Raw genomic sequence first — 5468 nt, forward strand, 5'->3', positions numbered from 1 at the left:
CCTCCGGAGGGAAAGGAAAGGAGCGTTGCTGGACGAGCGTTAACGGCAAAAGCTTGGCGCCTTTCCTCTACCCCGTCGATCGGGGGAGAGGTGGCTCGGCGAAGCCGAGACGGAGTGGGGGTCGACCTGCGCCGCATAAGACAATGCATGCTCCAAGCTGCCATGCACCCTATCGCCAAAGACCAGTTGTTTGGAAATGTGTGCATGCCGTAGCTTGCGGGGGAGATCGCTAGCTTGCCCGCCTACATCGCAACGCCGAACGCAAAAAGGGCGGCCGAAGCCGCCCTTTTGGGAATTGGGTCCCTCCATCAAAGGAAAATGATCACCCTGCCGTGCCTGTGGTGATGGTTGTTGTGGTGGTTATAGTGCTTCCACCAGAACTTCTTGAAGTGCTTCTTGTGATGTTTGTGGTTGTGGTTGTGATGATGGCCGTGCATGCCGTGGGCTGACGACGTGCCGACAGTGCCGGCGAGCGCGCCGGTGGCGACGAAGATGGCGACGAGGCCTGAGGTAAGAGTGCGCTTGAACATGATGATCTCCTGGATCTTTTGATCGAGGCGACCCATTCGCCTCTAACCATCAGTCGGCGCGGCGCGGCAAAAGGTTCGATAGGTCGAAGAGATTTTTTGTGGGGCCTTTGGCCCGAGCGAATAGTGAATAGCGAATAGCGAGTAGGAAAAGGCAGGAACGCCACTTACCAATCGCTACGTTGCCGTTCCCTATTCGCTATTCGCTACTCACTATTCGCTCTCTCTCACCCCATCCCCGTGACATGGCGCAGCCAGAACGCCAGCGCGATGAAGCCGATGATGGTGGTGACGCCGGTCCAGTCGACATTGGCCTTCTTCACATCGCTGATGATTTTCACCAGCAGCATCCAGGCCACGAAGATGATCGGGAGAATGATGACTAATCTGATCATGCCACACCCCTGCTCGAAGCGATTGCACCCTTCCCTAGATGTAGGAAGCAATCCGGCGGTTTTCAGGATGCCCTCGTCGACGGGCCATGTGGCATGCCGGGGAAAAACGGAGTTTTGTCTTTACTGGCGCAACAAATATGCTAACCGGAGCGCCGTGCCCTTGTAGCTCAGCTGGTAGAGCAGCGGTTTTGTAAACCGAAGGTCGGCGGTTCGATTCCGTCCGGGGGCACCAGTTTCCACCCGACAATCCCCAGAAATCAAGGAACTCAAGGGTTTCAACGTCCCCCGAGGTACACCAAAAGGTACACCGAGGGGTACACCGAGGATGAAAATGGCACTGGAACATGTCCAGCCGCGCGGCAATAGGAAGGTCTATCGAAGGAAGGTGCCCAAGGCACTTCAAGGCATTCTGGGCAAGACAGAGATGGTGCTTCGCCTCGGCAAAACCGACGCCGAGGTGCGCAAGCAGTATGACGCCACCCACGCCGAGGCGGAGCAAATCTTCGCCAAAGCATGGGACGAGTTGCACGGAGTGAAGGCGCCCAAAGCGAAGCTCACAGCGCGCGAACTGTTCGACCAAGCAACCAAGCGACTTCGGGACCTCGGCTTCAACCCGTATCGCGCTGGCAGCGGCGATCCTGATGATCCTGAGGAACGATCGGAATGGATTGCTCGCGATGTCGTCGCTGAGCAGATCGCTAAAGGCTATCCGAGGGACGAAGAGACCGACCACCCCGTTGGCGTCTCTGACGAGGACCGGGCACTGCTGACGCTACTGACCTCCTCAAATAAGCCGGTCGGTCCCTCGCCCACCCTAGAGGACGCCAAGCGGGTCTATCTGAACGACCGTTTCACTAAGACCAATCCTTCCGAGAAATCGAAGAAGCGGGACCAGCAACAAGCCGACCGTGTGGTCGGGCACGTGAAGTCGGCTCTCGGCTTTGACCCGGTGCTGGCGGACATGAAGCGTGCCGACGCCAGAACCGTCGCCAACGCCATGTTGAAGGAAATCCCGACTGCTGCGACTGTGGACCGATACCTCAATGTCGTGCGCGCAATCGTTGCCCATGGCATTCGCGAGTTCGACCTAACCGGCACAAAGAACCAATTTGAAAAGCTTGATGTTGCCGACAGCAGTAGGGAGCCGGACAAGCGAAAGAGGCTTCCCTTCACCCCGGAGCAATTGGCCGCGACGCGGGAGCGGGTGCTTGACCGCGCCGCCAGCGATCTCCAACAAATTTGGAGGCTCCTAGAGGGCACCGGCTGCCGTCTATCCGAGATTACCGGGCTTCGGGTCAGCGACGTTATGCTGGAGGCCAAATATCCACACATTGACGTCGAGTGGCACGACGAGCGCCGCGTCAAAACCGAAGTGTCTCGTCGGAAGGTCCCGCTCATTGGCGACGCCCTTCAGGCAGCACATGAAGCCGTCGAGGCGGCAGGCGAAAGCAAGATGCTGTTTGCCCGTTACGGTCATGAAGGCGGTGGCGACAAAGCCTCGGCCGCGCTTGGTAAGCACGTTAGAGCCGCAGTGACCGACAAGAAGGTAACCACCCACTCATTGCGGCACCGAATGGAGGACTTGCTGGTGATCGCTTGGGTCCCCGAGAAGCTCAAGCGCTCGATCATGGGCCACTCAGGGGGTGGTGCGGGAGACAACTACGGCGGCGAAGAAGCGCGGCTGAAGGTGGCGACTGAGGCAATGCTGAAAGCACTTGGAGAAGAACACATCGAGAGGCCTTCCGAACTGTCTGAAATGACGTAGAACTGCCGAGCAAATGACATGAAGGAGGTTTCTTGACCCCAGCATCCGCTCCAGTGCCTATACGGACGCTAGATCGCTGGCGGCATCTGCTCAAACCGCTTCCAATCACAATCGACTGTCCGACGATGAAGATGATCGGCGGTGACTTTGAACCTCCGGTCTTTGCCGGCTCAGGTCGCATTGTAATTAAGAGCTTCACCGAAATTGAGTATCGGATGTATGCCACACCATCAGACAGTGCGGATGCGTTCAAGCGGCTCGCTAAGCAGCAGAAAGATCCCTACGATACCTCCAACACCTTTCGCCTCTTTGCCACGGACATACAGGGAACTGAGTGGGCAGCAGGCTGGACAAATCCGCAGCTAGGAGAGACGAAGACGGGCATTTGGGAGTTGTGGGGCGAGTTGGACTCGCTTCTCACTAGCGCGTCCGGGCGATGGGTTTCCCAACTATCGAGCGTGGAGTTGGTCTTTCAGCCTGAGGTGCGGGTGCCTGTAGAGAAGGCGATGGTTACGGTCACCACGCTTGATGACGTCGAGGTCGAATATAGTCGCCGGCTCGCCAAGCAAACAGTACAGGTTCTCGGTTCCGAAATTGAGTTCTTCCGTACGAAGGACGGAAGCGCTCTCTGGGTTACGGCTACGTCGTCCAAGGCGCTGCCGCACCCATGTACCGAGAATTGGCTGAGCGAGCCGTTGCGAATCTTGCTGGGTCAGTTAATTTTTCCTCGCCTCGTGGCGCGGAACTTTGGAGATGGCAGAGCACAGGTCTGGCTGCGACCGTCTCCAAGGCGTTTTATAGACTCGGGCATTGCCTCATTGGTGGATGGAAATCCCTTCGAATCAAAGCCGGACTTCTGGACCCTCTACGGGAAATTGCTCGAACATGTTGCGAATACGCGTGACGAAGGGGGGCATCTAAATTCCGAGCCGCATCTGATCACACGCCTTTACGAAGAGATCATACAAGCGACACAAGGATCGCGCTGGGTGCTTTGCCTTACTTTGGCGAGCGTCGCAGAGGGTCTTGCAAAGCTGTTGATGGGGCCAACTCCACTGAAGGCCGACTTCGTCGAGAAGGACTTGAGCGCGCTTCGGGATCACACTCAGACCTGGGACGGCGACGCGAGGCTGAAGAGGCGCATTCTTGACGAATTAACTAGAGCTGAAACAAAGACCGTGTCCAGTTTCCTAGGGGACCTTCGGCAGGGGGGCGCCGTCACAGCCGCGAATGTCAGCGCTTGGAGGAAGCTGCGAAATTCCGTGATGCATGGCAACTTGGTCTCGCCATATTCGACGAGAGAAGAAGATCAGCGCATCCTAGATTTGGCTGATCTCGTCCACCGATTGACGCGAGTAATTGTCGGCATCGACGCTAGGCAGCAACCGATCCTTGGCTCTGGATTAGTCAGCGAAGGCCACGCCTAAGGAACCAGCCATGTGCAACCTCTACAACCTCACCACGTCGCAAGAGGCCATCCGCCAATGGACCGGCACCTTGCGGGACATCTTGGGCAACCTTGAGCCGTCAATTGACATCTACCCCAACCGGCCCCCCGGTCCTGTAGTTCGCAATGCGTCGGACGGGCAACGCGAGCTTGCCAATCTGCTGTGGGGGATGCCGACGCCCGTAGAACATGTGAAAGGCAACGCCGATTACGGCACTACCAACGTGCGCAAGACCCACCTTGCCTACTGGCGGCAATACCTCGGCGTAGAGCATCGCTGTGTGGTTCCAGTGACGAGCTTTGCCGAGCCGAGCCCAGAGAAGAATGACAAGGACCCCCAGACTGGCGTTCAGCGGAACTATTGGATTGCCTTGAATGAAGACCGCCCGCTGTTCTTCTTTGCAGGGGTTTGGACGCATTGGCATGGGGTGCGCAAGGTGAAGGACGGTCCCGGCGACCATGAGGTCTATGGGTTCCTCACAACCGAGCCTAACGCCCTCATCAAGCCGATCCATGCGAAGGCCATGCCGGTGATCCTGACGACGAAAGAGGAAACCGAGACGTGGCTACGAGCCCCATGGTCGGAAGCAAGGGGCTTGCAACGCACCGCGCCTGACGATGCCCTTGTGATCGTCGACAAACCGGCCACGCAGATCAAGTTTCCGCTGGGCAAGAAAGATGGCCGACTGCCGTTGCTGTGAAGCTACCGAAGGGGACGACTTCGGCAACGGACATTTGTTTACCAAAGGCTAACGGACAGGCTGGACTACGAACTCCGGCATCAATCGCGGCACCAAATGCATGCAGTGTCCAATGCAGGCGCTAAAGCGTATGTCGAGGTCCTATCGCGGTTGAATTGTGGGAAGAACCCGGCGAAGGGCTTGCGTAAGTCCGGGAACCAAATTGTTGCGCAAGACGCGAGTTATCCACATTTCGAACTCGCTCATTGTCGTGTTCTTGAGATGTCTGGCCACGAGAGCCATCAGTCCCTTGTTGTCGTAGTGCTTGGCCAATTCGGCCATGTCCTGGTTTGCCACAGCGGCATCGATACGGGCCGTCGCTTCGGCTCCAATTGCGGCAATGTCCAGTGCTGCCGTCTTTGTGGCAAATTCGGCTGCGATTTCTGCAACCGTAGTTGCGCCGCTGAGATCAATCATCTTCAGGGTGCGGTCAATTCGTCGCCGGCAGTATCGCGCGATAGTGCCCGCAGCCGATGCTGGAGTGACGTCAGCGAAGACGGCTTGTCTCAGCGCGTCGAGCCGACTATCGAGATCTCCCCCGTTATAGCCCTCATGCTCCGCAATTCTGCGCCCCACTTCAGGAAGCAGGAAGAC

Annotated in this window: 5 protein-coding genes, 1 tRNA gene and 1 pseudogene; 4 read left to right on the forward strand and 3 right to left on the reverse strand. The window is 57.5% G+C overall.

Features of this window, described 5'->3' with window-relative positions:
- Window positions 1-308: 308 nt before the first annotated feature.
- Window positions 309-530 carry a hypothetical protein gene (locus EN964_RS22840; protein ID WP_127268087.1) on the reverse strand — a complete coding sequence of 74 codons (222 nt, stop codon included), beginning with the start codon at window positions 528-530 and terminating at the stop codon, window positions 309-311.
- Between the two features lie 224 nt (window positions 531-754).
- Window positions 755-922 (reverse strand): hypothetical protein, encoded by a 168-nt coding sequence (locus EN964_RS22845; protein ID WP_127268088.1) that lies wholly within the window; start codon window positions 920-922, stop codon window positions 755-757.
- A 156-nt stretch (window positions 923-1078) separates the two neighbouring features.
- Here EN964_RS22845 and EN964_RS22850 point away from each other — a divergent pair.
- The 4 genes from EN964_RS22850 (at window position 1079) to EN964_RS22865 (ending at window position 4835) form a co-directional block, all read left to right on the forward strand.
- Window positions 1079-1154 (forward strand) — tRNA-Thr (locus EN964_RS22850).
- A 99-nt stretch (window positions 1155-1253) separates the two neighbouring features.
- Entirely contained in the window at window positions 1254-2687 is a 1434-nt protein-coding gene (locus EN964_RS22855; RefSeq protein WP_164749065.1) for a tyrosine-type recombinase/integrase, read from the forward strand.
- A 125-nt stretch (window positions 2688-2812) separates the two neighbouring features.
- The gene (locus tag EN964_RS22860) at window positions 2813-4114 is read left to right on the forward strand and encodes a hypothetical protein (protein WP_127268090.1); all 1302 of its coding nucleotides are present in this window, start codon (window positions 2813-2815) and stop codon (window positions 4112-4114) included.
- 10 nt (window positions 4115-4124) lie between these two features.
- Window positions 4125-4835: an SOS response-associated peptidase gene (locus EN964_RS22865; RefSeq protein WP_127268091.1), complete on the forward strand. Its 711-nt coding sequence runs from the start codon at window positions 4125-4127 to the stop codon at window positions 4833-4835.
- Between the two features lie 141 nt (window positions 4836-4976).
- On the opposite strand, the pseudogene EN964_RS37825 reads toward EN964_RS22865, so the two are convergent.
- A pseudogene (locus tag EN964_RS37825) lies at window positions 4977-5468 on the reverse strand (ABC transporter ATP-binding protein); the annotation flags it as partial.

The sequence above is a fragment of the Mesorhizobium sp. M7A.F.Ca.CA.001.10.2.1 genome (genome assembly GCF_003998575.1).
In the GTDB taxonomy this organism is placed as follows: Bacteria; Pseudomonadota; Alphaproteobacteria; order Rhizobiales; family Rhizobiaceae; genus Mesorhizobium.

Excerpts from the sequence above, each read along its gene's own strand:
- EN964_RS22855 (WP_164749065.1), top strand. The coding sequence starts at position 1,254 with ATGGCACTGGAACATGTCCAGCCGCGCGGCAATAGGAAGGTCTATCGA.
- EN964_RS22865 (WP_127268091.1), top strand. The coding sequence starts at position 4,125 with ATGTGCAACCTCTACAACCTCACCACGTCGCAAGAGGCCATCCGCCAA.
- EN964_RS22840 (WP_127268087.1), bottom strand. The coding sequence starts at position 530 with ATGTTCAAGCGCACTCTTACCTCAGGCCTCGTCGCCATCTTCGTCGCC.
- EN964_RS22845 (WP_127268088.1), bottom strand. The coding sequence starts at position 922 with ATGATCAGATTAGTCATCATTCTCCCGATCATCTTCGTGGCCTGGATG.
- EN964_RS22860 (WP_127268090.1), top strand. The coding sequence starts at position 2,813 with ATGAAGATGATCGGCGGTGACTTTGAACCTCCGGTCTTTGCCGGCTCA.